19 protein-coding genes are annotated in these 16,966 nt (G+C 65.7%); 18 read left to right on the plus strand and 1 reads right to left on the minus strand.

Annotated features, from left to right (window positions below; genetic code table 11):
* The first annotated feature begins 12 nt into the window (after positions 1-12).
* The 8 genes from RF641_RS13060 to rpsN all read left to right on the plus strand — a co-directional run bounded on the left by RF641_RS13060 (position 13) and on the right by rpsN (position 5,924).
* Positions 13-1,236, plus strand: a complete 1,224-nt coding sequence (locus RF641_RS13060; protein ID WP_424573365.1) for an ABC transporter substrate-binding protein — start codon at positions 13-15, stop codon at positions 1,234-1,236.
* Complete coding sequence (locus RF641_RS13065) at positions 1,233-2,372, plus strand: ABC transporter ATP-binding protein (RefSeq protein WP_113607530.1); 1,140 nt, start codon at positions 1,233-1,235, stop codon at positions 2,370-2,372. The genes RF641_RS13060 and RF641_RS13065 overlap by 4 nt, the downstream gene beginning before the upstream one ends.
* A complete protein-coding gene (locus RF641_RS13070; protein WP_113607529.1) occupies positions 2,369-3,295 on the plus strand; it encodes an ABC transporter permease in 927 nt (308 codons plus the stop codon). Before RF641_RS13065 ends, RF641_RS13070 begins: the two co-directional genes overlap by 4 nt.
* A complete protein-coding gene (locus tag RF641_RS13075) occupies positions 3,296-4,087 on the plus strand; it encodes an ABC transporter permease (protein ID WP_047119911.1) in 792 nt (263 codons plus the stop codon).
* Between the two features lie 287 nt (positions 4,088-4,374).
* Positions 4,375-4,875 (plus strand): MarR family winged helix-turn-helix transcriptional regulator, encoded by a 501-nt coding sequence (locus tag RF641_RS13080; protein ID WP_053799457.1) that lies wholly within the window; start codon positions 4,375-4,377, stop codon positions 4,873-4,875.
* 330 nt (positions 4,876-5,205) lie between these two features.
* Entirely contained in the window at positions 5,206-5,442 is a 237-nt protein-coding gene (rpmB, locus tag RF641_RS13085) for a 50S ribosomal protein L28 (RefSeq protein ID WP_047119910.1), read from the plus strand.
* A 2-nt stretch (positions 5,443-5,444) separates the two neighbouring features.
* Complete coding sequence (gene rpmG / locus RF641_RS13090; RefSeq protein WP_022874359.1) at positions 5,445-5,615, plus strand: 50S ribosomal protein L33; 171 nt, start codon at positions 5,445-5,447, stop codon at positions 5,613-5,615.
* Between the two features lie 3 nt (positions 5,616-5,618).
* Positions 5,619-5,924: a 30S ribosomal protein S14 gene (rpsN, locus tag RF641_RS13095; RefSeq protein ID WP_047119909.1), complete on the plus strand. Its 306-nt coding sequence runs from the start codon at positions 5,619-5,621 to the stop codon at positions 5,922-5,924.
* A 60-nt stretch (positions 5,925-5,984) separates the two neighbouring features.
* Here the strand turns inward: rpsN and RF641_RS13100 are convergent, their stop codons facing one another.
* Positions 5,985-6,596 (minus strand): DnaJ family domain-containing protein, encoded by a 612-nt coding sequence (locus RF641_RS13100; RefSeq protein WP_424573366.1) that lies wholly within the window; start codon positions 6,594-6,596, stop codon positions 5,985-5,987.
* Positions 6,597-6,730: 134 nt separating this feature from the next.
* On the opposite strand from RF641_RS13100, the gene RF641_RS13105 reads away from it, so the two are divergent.
* The 10 genes from RF641_RS13105 (at position 6,731) to RF641_RS13150 (ending at position 16,941) form a co-directional block, all read left to right on the plus strand.
* Entirely contained in the window at positions 6,731-7,723 is a 993-nt protein-coding gene (locus RF641_RS13105) for an SDR family NAD(P)-dependent oxidoreductase (RefSeq protein WP_424573367.1), read from the plus strand.
* Between the two features lie 169 nt (positions 7,724-7,892).
* Entirely contained in the window at positions 7,893-8,177 is a 285-nt protein-coding gene (locus tag RF641_RS13110; protein ID WP_047119907.1) for an HU family DNA-binding protein, read from the plus strand.
* Positions 8,178-8,448: 271 nt separating this feature from the next.
* The gene (locus RF641_RS13115) at positions 8,449-8,733 is read left to right on the plus strand and encodes an HU family DNA-binding protein (protein ID WP_047119907.1); all 285 of its coding nucleotides are present in this window, start codon (positions 8,449-8,451) and stop codon (positions 8,731-8,733) included.
* 141 nt (positions 8,734-8,874) lie between these two features.
* On the plus strand, positions 8,875-9,483 hold the full coding sequence (locus RF641_RS13120) for a hypothetical protein (protein ID WP_183043069.1): 609 nt from the start codon (positions 8,875-8,877) through the stop codon (positions 9,481-9,483).
* A 50-nt stretch (positions 9,484-9,533) separates the two neighbouring features.
* Positions 9,534-10,118, plus strand: a complete 585-nt coding sequence (locus RF641_RS13125) for a copper resistance CopC family protein (RefSeq protein ID WP_161447463.1) — start codon at positions 9,534-9,536, stop codon at positions 10,116-10,118.
* Between the two features lie 94 nt (positions 10,119-10,212).
* Positions 10,213-10,782, plus strand: coding sequence for a copper chaperone PCu(A)C (locus tag RF641_RS13130; protein WP_047119904.1), 570 nt, complete (start codon positions 10,213-10,215; stop codon positions 10,780-10,782).
* On the plus strand, positions 10,775-11,941 hold the full coding sequence (locus tag RF641_RS13135) for a Dyp-type peroxidase (protein WP_424573368.1): 1,167 nt from the start codon (positions 10,775-10,777) through the stop codon (positions 11,939-11,941). Before RF641_RS13130 ends, RF641_RS13135 begins: the two co-directional genes overlap by 8 nt.
* Positions 11,942-12,039: 98 nt before the next feature.
* Positions 12,040-14,124, plus strand: coding sequence for a cytochrome c oxidase assembly protein (locus RF641_RS13140; RefSeq protein WP_424573369.1), 2,085 nt, complete (start codon positions 12,040-12,042; stop codon positions 14,122-14,124).
* Positions 14,117-14,857 carry a hypothetical protein gene (locus RF641_RS13145; protein WP_424573370.1) on the plus strand — a complete coding sequence of 247 codons (741 nt, stop codon included), beginning with the start codon at positions 14,117-14,119 and terminating at the stop codon, positions 14,855-14,857. The genes RF641_RS13140 and RF641_RS13145 overlap by 8 nt, the downstream gene beginning before the upstream one ends.
* Before the next feature lie 176 nt (positions 14,858-15,033).
* Positions 15,034-16,941 carry an NHL domain-containing thioredoxin family protein gene (locus RF641_RS13150; RefSeq protein ID WP_424573371.1) on the plus strand — a complete coding sequence of 636 codons (1,908 nt, stop codon included), beginning with the start codon at positions 15,034-15,036 and terminating at the stop codon, positions 16,939-16,941.
* Positions 16,942-16,966: the final 25 nt, after the last annotated feature.

Genomic DNA, 16,966 nt, shown 5'->3' on the forward strand with positions numbered 1-16,966 from the left:
TAGGAGCATGGCATGACGCGCCAACGCGCTATCAATAACCAGCGCCGACGGCTGTTGCAGGGCATCGAGCAGGCGCAGGCTTCGCGCCGCTCGGTGTTGGCAGGAGCGGCGGGCCTGGCCCTGGCCGGGCTGCTGTCCGCCTGCGGGACCAAGGGCACCAGCTCGGGCAACGCCGCGGCGCTGGCCCCGGCCACCGACCTGTCGGACAGCGAAGCCGTGGTGAACTGGGCCAACTGGACCCTGTACCTTGACTACGACGAGAAGGCCAAGAACTACCCGACGCTGCAGCGCTTCATGAAGGAAAGCGGGCTGAAAGCAAAGTACGCGGAGGACATCGACTCGAACGACTCCTACTACGGCAAGGTGCAGGCCCAGCTGGCCGCCGGGCAGGACATCGGCCAGGACCTGATGGTCTTCAGCGACTGGATGACCGAACGCATCATCCGCCAGGGCTACGCCCAGGAGCTGGACCACAACAACATCCCGAACATCAAGAACCTGCTGCCGGCGCTGCAGGAGGTGCGCTTCGATCCGGGGCGCAAGAAGTCCCTGACCTGGCAGTCCGGCTACACCGGCCTGGTCTGGAACAAGGAGGCGTTCCCCAAGGGGCTGCGCAACGTCGAGGACCTGTGGGATCCGGAGCTCAAGGGACGCATCTTCATGCTCGACGAGATGCGCGACACGATGCCGATGCTGATGCTCGACGACGGCGTGGACATCGCCGGGTCCTGGGGACAGGTCGAGTTCGGCCGCAGCCTGGAAGTGCTTGACCGTAATATCCGGAACGGGCAGATCCGCCAGGTCAAGGGCAATGCCTACAAGCAGGATTTGATCAGCGGCGACGCGATCGCCGGCCTGGCCTATTCGGGGGACATCACGCAGCTGAACTTCGAGGAGGGCGGCAAGTGGGAGTTCGCGCTGTCCGAGCGCGGCGGCCTGCTGTGGAGCGACAACTTCCAGGTGCCCATGGGCTCGCCGCACAAGAAGAACGCGGAGAAGCTCATGGACTTCTACTACCAGCCCGACGTGGCCGCGGAGGTCGCCGCCTACGTGAACTACCTCTGCCCGGTTCTCGGCGCCCAAGAGGAGATGGAGAAGTTCGATCCCGAGCTCGTGGAGGATCCGCTGATCTTCCCGACCGAGGAATTCCTTTCCAACACCAGCTCCGAGCGCGAGCTGTCGGTGGAGGAAGAAACAGATTTCCAGAACCAATTCCAGGAAGTGATCGGGGTATGAACGCCAATCTTGCACCCACCCTGCCAGAAACCCGCACCTCGGGGGCGGACCTTGAGCTGCGCGGCATCACGAAGCGCTTCGCCGAGTTCGTCGCCGTCAAGGACCTGGACCTGCTGGTCCCCTCCGGCACGTTCTTCGCGCTGCTGGGCCCCTCGGGCTGCGGCAAGTCCACCACGCTGCGCATGATCGCCGGCCTGGAGGCACCCAGCGAGGGCAGCATCTCGATCGGCGGCGAGGACGTCACCTCGCTGCCCAGCCACAAGCGGCCGGTGAATACCGTCTTCCAGTCCTACGCGCTGTTCCCACACATGAGCGTGCTGGAGAACGTCGCGTTCGGGCTGAAGCGCAAGAAGGACCCCGAAGCGATGGCCAAGGCGCAGGCCGGGCTGGAAATGGTGGAGCTGGCGCATCTTGCCAACCGCAAGCCGGCCCAGCTCTCCGGCGGCCAGCAGCAGCGAGTGGCCCTCGCCCGCGCGCTGGTCAACCGCCCGCAGGTGCTGCTGCTCGACGAGCCGCTGGGCGCGCTGGACATGAAGCTGCGCCGGCAGATGCAGCTGGAGCTGAAGACCATCCAGACCGAGGTGGGCCTGACCTTCATCCACGTGACCCACGACCAGGAGGAGGCCATGACCATGGCCGACACCGTCGCGGTCATGAACGAGGGACGGATCGAGCAGATGGGCCCGCCGCGCGAGCTCTACGAGCTGCCGCGCACCGCGTTCGTCGCGAACTTCCTGGGCAAGTCGAACCTGATGCGCGGCGAGGTCACCGGCAAGCGCGCCGGGCTGCTGGAGGTCGACGTCGCCGGGCACAGCGTGCTGCTGCCCGAGGACCGCGCGGTGCAGACCAGCGGGCAGGTGGTCGTGGGCGTGCGCCCGGAGAAGATCACCATCGACCGCACCTCCTCCGGGGCGGCGCACAACGAGCTGTCGGGCACCGTGATCGACGTGTCCTTCACCGGCACCACCACCGAATACCTGGTGGACGTGCCGGGCATCGGGCGCATCGGCACCTTCTCGCAGAACCGCGGGCAGCAGCCGGCGGCCGTGGGGGACACCGTCTACCTGTACTGGGAGGCCGACTACTCGTTCGGCCTGGCCGGCGACGAGCGCATGGACGCGGGGGTGGAGCAATGACGCAGACCATCAGCAAGTCGGGCCTGAGCGACCTGCGCAGCAAGGACGAGATCCGCGCCGAGCGCCGCAAGGGCCGCACCGGCATCTATCTGGTGGCCCCGGGGCTGCTGGTGCTGGCGCTGTTCTTCGCGCTGCCGGTGGTGGTGCTGCTGGCGATGAGCCTGTACGTGAAGCCGCCGGGAGCTGAGATCGGCGAATTCGTGCCGGGCTTCGAGATCGGCAACTACATGACGGTGCTCTCGGCCTACTGGCCCGAGCTGCTGCGCTCCTTCTGGTTCGCGCTGATCGCCACCGTGCTGGCGCTGCTGATCGGCTTCCCGATGGCCTACCTGGTGGCGGTGCGGCTGCGCGAGAAGCCGCTGCTGCAGGGCATCCTGCTGGTGCTGCTGATCGCCCCGTTCTTCTCCAGCTTCATCCTGCGCACGCAGGCGTGGAAGCAGATCCTGGCCGACGAGGGCTTCATCGCCCAGGCGCTGAAGTTCGTGGCGATCCTGCCAGCCGACGGGCACCTGACCGCGACGCCCTTCGCCGTCGTCGCCGGACTGACCTACAACTTCCTGCCGTTCATGGTGCTGCCGATCTACGCGAACCTGGGCCGGTTGGACACCCGATTGCTGGAGGCCGCGGGCGACCTGTACGCCAGCCCGATGAACTCCTTCTTCAGGATCACGCTGCCGATGAGCGCCCCGGGCATCTTCGCCGGCACGCTGCTGACCTTCATCCCGGCGGCCGGCGACTACGTGAACTCCGCACTGCTGGGCAACAACCGCAATACGACGATGATCGGCCAGGTGATCGATTCCAGGTTCTTCAAGGTCATCGACTACCCCGGGGCGGCGGCGCTGAGCTTCGTGCTCATGGTCTCCATCCTGGTCCTGGTCACGATCTATATCCGGCGTTTCGGCACCAAGGAGCTGATGTAAATGAAATTGGGACGCTGGTTTGTTCCCGTCGTCGGAGGCCTGGCCTTCGTCTACCTGCTGGTGCCGATCGTCTACATCTTCGTGTTCTCGTTCAACGATGCGGGCCGCACCAACCTCGAATGGCGCGGTTTCACCTGGGATAATTGGGCGAACCCGTGCGGCGCCCCGGCGGTGTGCGAGTCGCTGGCCAACTCGCTGCAGGTCGGCATCGTCGCCACCCTGATCGCCACCGCGCTGGGCACCTGCATCGCGCTGGGCCTGGTGCGCTACAAGTTCCGCTTCCGCAAGCTGACCGACGTGCTGATCATCCTGCCGCTGGCCACCCCGGAAGTAGTGCTCGGCGCCTCGCTGCTGGCGCAGTTCCTGAACCTTGGATGGGAGCTGGGCTACTGGACCATCGTGATCGCGCATACCGTGTTCTGCATGTCCTTCGTGATCGTCACGGTCCGCGCCCGGGTGTCCTCGCTGGATCCGCGGCTTGAGGAAGCCGCCGCCGACCTCTACGCCTCGCCGCGGCTGGCGTTCTGGAAGGTGACCTTCCCGCTGCTGCTTCCGGGCATCGTGGCCGCCGCGCTGCTGAGCTTCGCGATGAGCTTCGACGACTTCATCATCACGAACTTCAACTCCGGCAACTTCCAGACCTTCCCGAAGTTCATCTACGTTTCGGCCACCCGCGGCATCCCCGCCCAGGCCAACGTGATCGGCTCGGCGATGTTCATCGTCGCCCTGCTGGTGGTGATCATCGGGCAGATCATCAGCTACCGCAAGAAGAAGCAACTGGAAAAGGTCTAAACACGCCTGCTACAGAGGGAACCTGGCACGCCCGGGTTCCCTCTGTGGCGTCCCGGCGAGAATCTGTCGTTGTTCTGCGCTGTCACCCGAAGAGAAATTCGCATACTATGGAGCCCTCAGCACCGTTCTTTCCAAGAGAGTGACAAAATGCTTCCCCCTTAGTGTGAGGTGCTTCGCATCCTTGGAATGTTGGAAGGGCTGCTGTGGGTCGCTGGCGGCCCGCAAATTAATACCGTCGCACCGCTGATGCTGCGGGAGCGATGCACGACCAAAGATGGGACAACTTCATGGGCGAGACGCCGGTTTGGCTTTCGGAGCAGGAGCGCGAAGCATGGCTGGGGCTGAATGCGGTGTTGACGCTGCTGCCTGCCGCCCTCGATTCGGACCTGCAGGTTCTGGATGGCATTACCCTTTTCGACTACCACATGCTCGCGATGCTCTCGGAGTCCACGGGGCGAAAGATGAGCATGACCAAGCTGGCATCGCGCACCAGCGCTTCGCTCTCGCGCTTGTCGCACGTGGTGAAGAAACTGGAGGTCCGCGGTTGGGTGGCACGCGAGCAGTCCGAAGAAGACGCCCGTGTGAAAATCGCCTCATTAACCGACGCTGGTTGGCAGGCTGTGGTGCGCATGGCACCCCACCATGTGGCAACTGTCCGTGCGCTGCTCTTCGAATCCCTGAGTGACAAGGACATTAACGATCTTCGACGAATTACCCGCAAGTTGACCGCGGGGATGGACCCGGAGCATTGGATCCTGCAGGACCCTTCCAAGGATTTGGAACCCTGAGAAATTCTCGATAAGCTTATCTGGCGTTAATCGCGCATGCCGTAATGCCATCTTTTGGGATCTTGGCATGCACGAATAGCCCGTAATACCGAATGTCGCAACCCACTGAGTACGGGGAAAATGCTCGATCGGCTGCGAAGTTCACCGTCTTACATACTTTAAGGCTCTTCGGTTGGTTCTCACCCAGCCTGGTTTCTTCCTAGTGTGCAGTAATAACGGTGTTTCACTGGTTGGCGGGACTCATAACGCAGATGTGCTGTCGATATTCACTTATGGGCAGCACGCGCGAGTACCGTCGAATTTTTACTACTAACTAACTGAGGAGTGATCATGGCAGCTGTTTGCCAGGTAACCGGTACTACTCCGGCCTTCGGACATAGCATCTCCCACTCGCACCGTCGCAACAAGCGTCGTTTCGATCCGAACATCCAGAAGAAGACCTACTACGTGCCTTCGCTGCGCCGTAAGGTGACCCTGACCCTGTCGGTCAAGGGCATCAAGGTCATCGATGCCCGCGGTATCGACGCTGTTGTTGCAGACCTGATTGCGAAGGGTGTGAAGCTCTAAAAATGGCAAAGAAGGATAAGGACGTACGTCCGATCATCAAGCTGAAGTCCACCGCCGGCACCGGTTTCACTTACGTAACCCGTAAGAACCGTCGTAACGACCCAGACCGCATGGTTCTGAAGAAGTACGACCCGGTAGTCCGCAAGCACGTAGAATTCCGAGAGGAGCGCTAAGACATGGCCAAGAAGTCCAAGATCGCAAAGAACGAACAGCGCAAGGTCATCGTCGAGCGTTACGCTGAAAAGCGCCTCGAACTGAAGAAGACCCTGATCGATCCAAACGCCACCGACGAGGCTCGCGAAGCAGCCCGCGTTGGCCTGCAGAAGCTGCCACGCAACGCTTCCCCAGTGCGCGTTCGCAACCGCGACGCCATTGACGGCCGCCCACGCGGTACCTTCCAGAAGTTCGGTATCTCCCGTGTTCGCTTCCGCGACATGGCACACCGTGGTGAGCTCCCGGGCATCACCAAGTCTTCCTGGTAAGACCTGCAAGTCTTCTGACTTAGCGAAAGCCGCACTCCTTCGGGAGGGCGGCTTTCGCCGTTAAGCCCGCTTCCTGCGTTGCCACCAGCGGCGCGTGGCCTGGTCGGGCTGTTCCTCATGGGCCGGGGCGGCGGCGCGACGTCGCTGCTGCCAGGCAAGGACCTCGGCGGTGGCATCGCGCAGGGCGGTGATCACCGGAGGGCCGCCCAGCAGCTGGCGCCGGGCCTCGATAACACGGTGGTTGAAGTCCTCGATATGTTCGCGCACCGCCGCCTCGGTAGGCAGCTGGTCCAGCGTCTGGTCCATATGCTCGTCCTCCACTCGTAGCGTCAGCGCCGGCGGGCCGAGACCGGAGATCTTCTCGCGGTGCATCATCGACTTCAGCCACCAGTCCGGATCGGTGGTGTTGGTGATGTGGTCGATATTCTTTCCCGCCAAGGCGAGGTTGTCGAAGTCGCCGCGAGCAAAGGCCTCGTCCAGCACGGAGTTCGCGACCTCCCAGGCCTCGTCCTCGGCGTAGAACTGCAGGGGAGTGCTCGGAGCCTTGGCCACCGGGGCCATGCCGGTGGCCTCGGCGTATTCGTCCACCGGCAACTGTTCGCCAGCCGATTGGCTCAACTTGTAACGGGCGGCGTTCAGTGCCGCATTCTCGTCAGGTTTCGGGGCACCCATGGCTCTATTTTCCCACCGTGCCACCGCGTGTTCAAGGATGACCCCTGCGCCGTGCGGGCGGGCATGGCGTATTCACAGCCGAACCGGCCCGAGCCTTCCGGAACCCGCAGCGGGCGCATAGTAGCGTGGAAGCCATGCAGCAAGCCACCGGTAGACATTCAGCACCCCAGTACACGCAACCGCTGGGCGACGTCCATGCAAACCGCGGCCGCTGGGCCGGCCTGGGCCGAGGCAGGACCGCGGTAGTCACCGGGGCCAACGCCGGGCTGGGCTTCTTCACCGCGCTGGCCCTGGCCGAGAGCGGGGCCACCGTGCTCATGGCCTGCCGCAACCAGGCGCGGGCCGAACACGCCGCCGCGCAGATCCGCCGACGCGTGCCGCAGGCGCAACTCGAATTCATGCAGTTCGACGCGGACTCCATGGCCTCCGCGGTGGGTCTGGCCGCCGAACTGCGCGGCCGCACCATCGACGTGCTGGTCGCCAACGCCGGCATCATCCACACCCCGCGCACGCGCCAGCCCGGGCTGCTCGGCTACGAGCAGGTGATGACGACCAACGTGCTCGGCCATGCGCGGCTCGTGGGGGAGCTCGCCGCAACTTTCGCGTCCCACCCGCTGCGCTTCATCGCGCTGGGCTCGATGTCCACCCTGATGCTGCAGGCCGACCCGCAGAACCTGAAACTCGAGCGGGACTACCACCCCTACCGGGCCTATGCGCAGTCCAAGGCCGTGCTGCAGGGGTTCGGCTTGGCTCTGGACCGGCGCCTGCGCCAGCTGTCCTGGCCGGCACGCTCCATCACCGTGCACCCAGGTTATTCGGTGTCCGGGCTGACTCCGCAGATCGCCGGCGTCAACGAGCCCGGCTACGCCAAACGCCTGCAGGGGCAGCTGCAGGCCGGTTTCGCGCAGGGCAAACACGAAGGCGCGGTCGCCATCGTCGAGGCGGCGCTGAACCCGGACCTCGGCTCCGCACCGACCGGCGTGTACCTGGGGCCCAAATACGTCTCGAAGGGCCCGATTACACTGGCCAGCCCCGCAAAGAGCACCCGCAGCAAGCAACTGCAGCAGCGCGCCTGGCAACTGTTCGCGGCGGCTAACGACGGATTCGACCCGTTCGCACACGGCTGATTTCGTGAACTTTCACACCTCGAATGGCAGGAGAAACTCCATGCAATCCGCGGATTGATGCAGGAATTGACGGTTATTGCTGGTAAGTTCATCTCTGATAAGTCCGTGCGACCGCGCGGCGTTCGAGGTCTGAACCGGGCCTTGGACCACTAGTCCAGGAGGACATACATTGGCTATGAACCGTAGCGAACTTGTTGCCGCTGTTGCAGCGAAGACCGAAAACTCCCAGGTTGCCGTCAACGGTGTTCTGGATGCTGTTTTCGACGTTTTCGTTGAGCAGATCTCGCAGGGCGAGAAGGTTTCGATCCCAGGCTGGCTGGCAGTGGAGCGCACCGACCGTGCAGCTCGCACCGGCCGCAACCCGCAGACCGGCGAAGCCATCGAGATTCCTGCCGGCCACTCGGTGAAGCTGACCGCTGGTTCGAAGCTGAAGGCCGCTGTCGCCAAGAAGTAGTACCCCGATCCTTCCCGCAGCCGCCCGCCGGAACGAAGCTCCGCTTCGGCCCGGCGGGCGGCTTCGTTAAGCGTTTTAACGCCGTTCGGGTCAAGAATTGCCGCCTTTGGGCCCAAAAATGGGCAATAGCTGAAAAAATCCCGGAGAATACGCTGTTTTCGGGCGTTTCTCTCCCTCAGGTTTGGTATGTTCTTGACTGATAAGTCCGTGCGACCGCGCGGCGTTCGAGGTCTGAACCGGGCCTTGGACCACTAGTCCAGGAGGACATACATTGGCTATGAACCGTAGCGAACTTGTTGCCGCTGTTGCAGCGAAGACCGAAAACTCCCAGGTTGCCGTCAACGGTGTTCTGGATGCTGTTTTCGACGTTTTCGTTGAGCAGATCTCGCAGGGCGAGAAGGTTTCGATCCCAGGCTGGCTGGCAGTGGAGCGCACCGACCGTGCAGCTCGCACCGGCCGCAACCCGCAGACCGGCGAAGCCATCGAGATTCCTGCCGGCCACTCGGTGAAGCTGACCGCTGGTTCGAAGCTGAAGGCCGCTGTCGCCAAGAAGTAAGCACCGCAAGCTTTCCTGAAGGCCCGGTTCCACGCGATGTCGCGGACCCGGGCCTTTGGCATGCCCCGGACTTTGAGGCAATCTTCTACTTCGCGTAGAATCAGCGGTGATCACCTACCCGTCGACGAACGGCTGAACCACGTGCCCAAGAACCCAGCGATCCGCGTTGTGCGCGGTTGGCTCGCGGCTTCAGTGTGCACCTGGACCGCGTTCGCCGCCCACGCGCACCAGGCACCGACCAAGATGTCGCTGATGGTAATGCTGCTGATCACCTGCGTCTCGGCCGTGATCGCCATGGCTATGCTGGGACGCAAATTCTCGCTGTGGGCCACCAGCCTGGTGGTTGTGCTCAGCCAAGGGCTGTTCCACTTGTCGCTGTCGGTGATGAGCCATGGCGAGACCGGGCCGCTGGCCGCAATGGAACACGCGGCCCATCACGGTCCCGTGGATCTCTCGGGCCAGATCGTCGAACAATACGCCCAGGTGCAGAGCGAATCGATGCTCTACGCCCACGTGCTGGCCGCCGCAACCAGCATCCTCGTGCTGAACGGCGCCGAGCGGTTGCTCGTTCCGCTGCGCGGGGTGCTTACCCTGGGATCAGCCCGACTGCTCCTGTCCTTGATCCGCATTCCGGTCCCGGAACTGCGCCCGATTCCCGGCTACTACCCGCTGCGTTTCCAACTCAAGCTTGCGCAGCTGGGCAGGTTGCCCGAACGGCGCGGACCGCCTTCCTTCGTATTGAGCGCCTGAACCCCATCAATACGTACTTCCCCGGACCCCGGGGACCTGGAAGGACCACTGTGAAACTGCGTAACAACATCTCCCGACTGATCGCCGGCGCGGCGGTCGCACTGCTGGCGGCCTTGGGAACCGTCGGGGCGGCCAACGCCCACGACTTCCTCACCGGCTCCAGCCCGGAGAACGGCGCGAGCGTGAAGAGCTCGCCGAAGGAAATTACGATGACCTTCTCCGCGGAACTGCAGCAGCTCTCGGGCACCGACTCGACCGTCGTCGCCTTGAGCCAAGCGGGCAAGAAGGTCGCGACCACCGCCAGCACCAAGGGCACCACCGTCACCGTGGTGCCGGACGCCGAGCTTGCCTCCGGCGAATACACCCTGGCCGTGCGGGTGATCTCCTCCGATGGGCACCCGGTGGAGGACTCCATCAACTTCACCGTCGACGCACCTGCCTCTGCCGTGCCGAGCGCAACCGCTTCGGAAAGCGCTCCAGCGTCGCCGAGCGCGGATCAGCCCACCGTGCAGCCGGTCCAGCCGGTGCAGGACCTGGGCGCCGGGATGAACCCGGTCGTCTGGATCATTGCTGGCGTCGTGGTGCTGGGCGGCGTCATCGCCGTACTGGTCAAGTTCATGCGCAACACCAAATAATCTTCCCCATTCCTAACCGGCGCGCCCGACGTGCCGTGATTGCGCACGCCGGAAAATCGTGCCGCCGGTTGCACACCGAAAGCTTGAGAAACCCATGAACACCAAGAACACCCTGAAGACCACCGCCGCCCTGCTCGGACTGGGACTGCTGCTCACCGGCTGCGCCCAGGACGGCGCGAACGCCACCGGGGCGGCGGCTTCCGAAAGCCCGGCCACCCAGGCATCCTCCCTGCAGGCCAGCGAAACCTGGGCCAAGGCAGCCCAGACGGGCATGACCGCCGCCTTCGGCGTGCTGCACAACGCCGGCAGCACCGACATCGAACTGGCCAAGGTCGAGGATCAGGCAGGCAACGTCATCCAGATCCACGAAACCACCGGTACCGGCACCGACGCGAAGATGTCGCAGCTGGACGGCGCGCTGAAGATCGAAGCCGGCAAGGACGCAGTCCTTGAGCCCGGCGGAACCCACCTGATGTACATGGACTTGAAGGCCCCGCTGGTCGCCTCGGAAACCGCGTCGCTGACCCTGAGCTTCAGCGACGGATCGAGTACCGAGGTGCCGTTCGAAGTCCGCAACTTCACGGGCGCCAAGGAGAGCTACGAGAATCACGGCGGCATGGACCACGGCTCCATGGATCATGAATCGATGAACCACGATGGCTAATGCACCAACCCGCCGGATGCTGCTGGGCACCTCGGCGGCCGCGGCGCTGGGCGGCGTGCTCGCCGGCTTCGGCACCTCGCAGGCCGTGGCCGGGCCAGCCACTGCCGCGGCGCCCGCGCAGCAGGGCCCGCAGTACCTCCCGTTCCACGGGAAGTACCAGTCCGGGATCCTGGACGCGCCGCAGGCCCACGCGGTCTTCGTCGGCTGGAACCTCAACTGGCGAGACGGAGGCAAGAAGGACCAGCTGCGCTCGCTGCTGAAGATGATCACCGACGACGCGCAGCGGCTGACCGCCGGGCGCGGAGTGCTGGCTGACACCGAGGCCGAAATGGCAGCCGGCCCCAGCGACCTGACCCTCACGGTCGGGGTCGGCCAGAGCCTGCTGGATGTCATGGGCGGCGCAAAGGTCGGCACGCTGCCGGGCTTCGCGGGGGACAAGCTGCACAAGCGGTACGGGCAGAGCGATCTGCTCATCCAGTTCTGCGGCCAGGACCCCACGGTGCTGGCTCACGCGGTGCGCGCGGTGTCCAAGAACCTGCGCGGGCTGGCGGACAAGCAGTTCATCCAGCGCGGATTCATGCACCAGCGCGGCTCCGGCAACACCTTCCGCAACCTGTTCGGACAGGTCGACGGGGTCAACAACCCCCAGGGGGAGACCCGCGAGCTGGCAGTGTTCGGCACGCCGGATCAGCCCAGCTGGATCGCCAATGGCACCACGCTGGCGCTGCGCCGGTTCGAGATGGACCTGGAAGGCTGGGACGAGGTCGCCACCTCGGGGCGCGACTTCGCGCTGGGGCGCCGGCAGTCCGACGGCTCGCCGTTGACCGGCAGCGTGCCGGAGGATCCGGTGGACCTGGATGCCGTGAACGAGGTGGGGCTGCCGGTGATCGGTGCGAACTCCCACGTGGCGCTCGCGATGCCGCGCAGCGCGCAGGAGGCGATCCACCGCCGCGGCTATAACTTCGTCGACGGCGAGGCCTCCGGGCTGCTGTTCGCCAGCTACCAGCGTGATCCGGCGACCAGCTTCATCCCGCTGCAGCGTCGGCTGGCCGAGGCGGACTTGCTGAACACCTGGCTGACCCCGAGAGGATCGGCGCTGTACGCGATCCTGCCGGGCATCGAGCCGGGCATGTACCTGGGCCAGCAGCTGCTGGGCTAGGCCGCTGCCGGCCGGCGGTGTGAGATGCACCGCCGACCGGCAGAAAACCGCCCAGCGGCCTCCGCTCCGGCGCGGGCAAGTGAGATGATGGAAAGGTTATGGCCATAGATACTGCACAGCGCGAGAGCGCGCCAAAAGTCACCCGCTTCATCCTGCCGGGGATCCTGGCGATGGCACTCACCTTCGTGGTGGCGGTGCTCCTCGCCGGAATCGCCGCGCCGAGCCTGCTGGGAGACCCCGGGCCGTTCGTGCGTTGGGCGCTGCCCGCCACCCGAGCCATCCACCACACCTCCATGGCGCTGGCCGTGGCGGCGCTGGTCTTCGCGGCGGCCATTGTGCCGCGCGCGGTGAAGACCAAACGCGCGGCCGCCGGCGAGGCCGAGGACCAGACCCACGACCACCCGGCCTTCACCCGCTGCATGAACATCGCCGCGGGCGCCGGCGTGGTGTGGACGCTGTCCGCCGCCGGGGTGCTGATGCTGACCTTCTGGGACCTGGCCGGCATCCCGATCAACCTGCGCCCGGAGTACTCCGTGGCGATGCTGGACTACATCATGGGCATCACCACCGGCCGCGCCTGGGCGTGGATGGTCGTGATTTCCGCGATCACCACCTCGCTGGCGCTGGCAGTGCGCTCCAAGACCGGGGTGGGGCTCGCCGCGGTCTTCTCGATGTCCGGCATCATCCCGCTGGCGTTCATCGGCCACGCCTCCGGGGGCGACGACCACTTCGCCGCGGTGAACTCCATCGGCCTGCACCTGCTGGCCGTGGTCCTGTGGTTCGGCGGCATCATGATGCTCGGCCTGCTTGCCCCTGCCATGGGTGGCGAAGCCCCGGGCCGGCAGCGCGGCCAGCTGCTGGCTGGCGTGGTGCTCAAGCGCTTCTCTGCGGTCGCCACCGGCGCGATCTTCCTGATGATCGGCTCCGGCGTGGCCTCCGCGGTCATCCGTGTGACCGAGGTCGGCCAGCTGTTTTCCACCTACGGCTACCTGCTGATGGGCAAGGCGCTGCTCACGCTGATGCTCGGCGCGCTGGGCCTGATGCACCGCAGCCGGGTGATCCCGAAGCTGCTGGCGGGCGACTACAGCGTCCTGAAGGCCGCCTGGAGCGTGATCGCCGCAGAGGTCGCCATCATGGCCGCGGTGATGTCACTGGCCACCGTGCTGGCCCGCACCGCGCCGCCGACCAGCGACGAGGCCCCACCGGTGGTGTCCCCGGCGCGGCTGCTGACCGGGTACGACCTGCCCGAGGCGCCGACCATGTCCAGCTGGTTCACCGTCTGGCGCATGGACTGGATCTGGGTGGCGGTGTGCCTGTTCGGCCTGGCCTTCTACCTCTGGGCGTTCATCACGCTGCGCCGCCGCGGCGACAAGCCGAGCATCCTGCGCCTGGTCAGCTGGATCGTCGGCCTGGCCGCGCTGTTCTACGTGACCAGCGGCGCCGTCGCGGTCTACGGCAAGGTGCAGTTCTCCACGCACATGATCGACCACATGTCGCTGACCATGATCGTGCCGATCTTCCTGGTGCTGGGCATGCCGGTGACGCTGCTGCTGCAGGCGCTCACCCCGCGCACCGACGGCACCCGCGGGCCGCGCGAATGGATCAACTACGTCATCCACTCGCGCTACTCGAAGGTGATCACCCACCCGATCTTCGCTGCGGTGAACTTCGCCGGGTCGATCGTGATCTTCTACTTCTCCCCGGTGCTGGAACCTGCCATGGTCTACCACGCAGGCCACGAGCTGATGAACCTGCACTTCCTGCTCACCGGCTACCTGTTCGCGCTCTCGCTGATCGATGCGGACCCGGTCCCGAAGCGCTACCCGTACCCGATCCGCTTGGTGGCGCTGCTGGCCACCGTCGCCTTCCACGCCTTCGTGGGCGTCGCGCTGATGAGCACCACCCAGTTGCTGGCCTCGGACTACTTCGGCAACATGGGCCGCACCTGGGGCGGCAGCGCCATCGCCGATCAGGAGCTGGGCGCCGGTTACATGTGGGCGATCGGCGAGGTCCCGACCCTGGTGCTTGCCATCATGGTCGCGGTCTCCTGGCTGCGCCAGGACAACAAGGACACCAAACGCTACGACCGCAAGGCCGACCGCGACGGCGATGCCGAGCTGGAAGCATACAACCAGATGTTCGAGCGCTACAAGAAGATCGATGAGAAGGAAACCCGTGGCTAAGAAGTTCACCGCACTGATGGCAGCGGGTTTGCTGCTCACCCTCAGCGCCTGCGCGGCCGAACCGGCCGAGATGCCGCAGGACCAGACGCACAAGATCGCCTCGGGGGAGTCGGCCACCCCGAGCCCGGAGGTGCCGGACCTGAGCACCGCCGAGGTCGCCGCCACCGCAGGCGCCGTGATCGCCGCCAAGCTGGGCTTCCCGAACTCCGCGAAGATCCAGGGCGAGGACCTCAAGGCGCTGGCCGAAAAGCCGACTGATACGCTCAAGGACATCGTGGTGCTGCCGGGCAGCTGCGCGGCCCCGGTCGACGACTTGAACTGGTCCCCGGTGCAGCTGGGCACCGAGGCGGCCCGCACCGACTTCACCAACGAGTCGCAGAACATCACCGGTTCCATCGAGGTCGCCAAGCTGGAGAACGACCAGGACCGCCAGGAGCTCAAGGAGCACTTCGCGAACGTGTCGGCCATCCTGGCTGACTGCCGGAGCGTGAAGATCAACGGGCTTGACTACTCCGAGACCCTGAAGTTCTCCGACCCGAAGGTGGACTCGGTGGATTCGGCGCTGTACTACACGCGCAACGGGAAGTACCCGCAGGATTCGCTGGTGCTGATCTCCGCCACCGGGAACTACGCCGGCATGGTCTCCTTCGTCTCCTCCCAGCCGCTGGACGACAAGACCTTCAACCAGGTGGCTACCAGCATCCTGGACACCACGATGACCCAGGTGCAGTAGCGCCGCAGGCGCGCGGGGAATACCGCCAGGCGCGCGCGGGTTGCACTGCGCAGGAGTCGAATCCGGCGCCTGCCGGGGCGGCACTCAACGTTGCTTAACACCTTTAGTCCCCACCGGTGCGGTGGCGGATAATTGAAGACAATCTGCCACACCCAGGCAACTGCGAAAGGATGCCCATGAGCGCCACTTCCGATTCGGTCCGAGCCAACTACAAGGTCCGCGCCAGCGAACTGCTGGGCCGCAACTGGCTGAATACCGGCGGCAAGCAGCTGGACCTCGAAGCCCTGCGCGGAAAGATCGTGATCCTGGACTTCTGGACCTTCTGCTGCATCAACTGCCTGCACGTGCTCGACGAGCTGCGACCGCTGGAGGCGCAGTACTCCGACGTGCTGGTCACCGTGGGTGTGCACTCCCCGAAGTTCGAGCACGAAGCCGACCCGGAGGCGCTGGCCGCCGCCGTCGAGCGCTACGAGATCCACCACCCGGTGCTGGACGACCCGGAGCTGGTGACCTGGCAGGCCTACGGCGCGCGCGCTTGGCCGACCCTGGTGGTGCTGGATCCCGAGGGCTACATCGTCGCGCACCTTTCCGGCGAGGGCCACGCCCAGGGCCTGGGCTCGCTGATCGAGGAACTGATCGCCGAGCACGAGGCCAAGGGCACCCTGCACCGCGGCGACGGACCCTACGTGGCGCCCGAGGCCCGCGAAGGCGACCTGCGCTTCCCGGGCAAGGCCATCGCGCTGGGCAACGGCAACTTCCTGGTGGGCGATTCGGGCCACCACCGCCTGGTGGAGCTGACCGCCGACCTGCAGCTGGTGCGCACCATCGGCGCCGGCGTGAAGGGCTACGCGGACGGCGACGCGGACACCGCGCAGTTCAACGAGCTGCAGGGGCTGACCGCGCTGCCGGCGGAGCTTGCCGCAGAAGTTGGCTACGACGTGATCGTCGCCGACACCGTCAACCACCGCCTGCGCTCGGTCAACCTGTCCACCGGCGCGGTGGGCACGCTGGCCGGCAACGGCGTGCAGCGCCTGCTGGATGCGGACACCGCGCGCAGCGCGCAGCAGCCCACGCAGCTGGGCACCGACGTGCTGAACATTTCGCTCTCCTCCCCGTGGGACGTGCTCTACCACCCATCGGGCCTGGTGGTCATCGCGATGGCCGGCACCCACCAGATCTTCGCCTTCGACCCGCGCACGTGCGCCGTGTCGGTCTTCGCCGGCAGCGGCCTGGAGGGCCTGGCCGACGGCGAGCCCACCGAGGCGTGGTTCGCCCAGCCTTCGGGCCTGGCCCTGGCAGGGGCGGACGTGTGGGTGGCCGACTCGGAGACCAGCGCGCTGCGCCGCATCGAGATTTCCGAAGGGCACGCCGTGGCCGTGCACACCGCGATCGGCGCGGGTCTGTTCGACTTCGGCTTCCGCGACGGCGCAGCCGAGCAGGCGCGCCTGCAGCACCCGCTGGGCGTGGCGGTGCTGCCGGACGGCTCGATCGCGATCGCCGACTCCTACAACGGCGCGGTGCGCCGCTTCGACCCGTCGACCAACACCGTCTCCACTCTGGCCAAAGGCTTGAAGGAGCCGGCCGACGTGCTGGTGGACGCTTCCGTGGACGGCGACCCGGTGCTGCTGGTGGTGGAGACCAACACCCACCAGCTGGTGCGCATCCCGATCCCCGCCGAGGCGCTGGTCATCGACGAGGGCGCCAGCCAGACCCAGCGCCCCAAGACCCGGGTGCAGGCAGGGGCCCACGCGATCCAGGTACGCTTCGCCGCGCCGAAGGGCCAGAAGCTCGATGACCGCTGGGGAGATCCGACCCAGTTGAAGATCTCCGCCAGCCCCGAGGAGCTGATCCTCGACGGCGCGGGCACCTCCACCGGCCTGACCCGCACGCTGAGCCTGAACCCGCAGGTTGCCGAGGGCGTCCTGCACATCACCGCCCGCGCGGCCGCCTGCGACGGCGAGCCCGGCGGCGAGATCCCGGACCACGCGGCCTGCCACCTGTACCAGCAGGACTGGGGCATCCCGGTGCTGCTGGACGCCGAGGGCGAGAACGAGCTGCAGCTTGACCTGCGCGGCGTGAACTAGCCTGCCGCCAGGCTCCCAGGCCCGT

It is taken from the genome of Arthrobacter sp. 'calajunan' (genome assembly GCF_046940185.1).
Lineage (GTDB): Bacteria > Actinomycetota > Actinomycetes > Actinomycetales > Micrococcaceae > Glutamicibacter > Glutamicibacter soli.